Annotated in this window: 1 protein-coding gene; it reads left to right on the forward strand. The window is 65.1% G+C overall.

The window, feature by feature from the left end; genetic code table 11:
* Window positions 1-591: polyketide synthase dehydratase domain-containing protein (locus tag ABD329_RS47990; RefSeq protein ID WP_344318323.1), on the forward strand; the 591-nt coding region annotated here is incomplete at both ends.

Consider the following 591-nt stretch of genomic DNA (forward strand, 5'->3'; position numbering starts at 1 on the left):
ATGCCCCGACTGTGGGGGCCGATGCCAGTGGTCTGGGCCTGGAAGCCCTTGAACACTCCCTTCTGGGAGCGGCGGTTCCCCTCGCCGAGGGCGGGCAACTCTTCACCGGACGTATCTCGCTGGAGACGCACCCATGGCTCGCCGACCACCAGGTATGGGGAACCGTGCTGGTGCCGGGGGCCGCTCTGATCGAGTTGGCGATGCATGCCGTGACGCACGTGGGTCAACAGAGCATCGAAGACATCGCCCTCGAAGCACCCCTCGCAGTCCCCGAAGGAGAGACCGTTCACCTTCAGGTGGTCGTGGGGGAGGCCCAACAGGACGGTCAGCGTGAGTTCAGCATTCACTCACGGATGGACTCCGATGATGTCGATCTGGGCTGGAAGCGCCATGCAACGGGGTTGAGCGGCGCGGCGGCGGTTGACGTGGTGCCCGTCTCCGGGGCGCTCGGCGGAACCAGTTGGCCTCCTACCGGGGCCGCTCCCGTGGACGTAGACGAGCTTTATGCGGGTTTTGCTGGTCGGGGTTATGAGTATGGGCCGTTGTTTCAGGGGTTGCGGGCGGTGTGGCGGTTGGGTGATGCGGTGTTTG

Source organism: Streptomyces javensis (genome assembly GCF_039525925.1).
GTDB classification, from domain to species: Bacteria; Actinomycetota; Actinomycetes; order Streptomycetales; family Streptomycetaceae; genus Streptomyces; species Streptomyces asiaticus.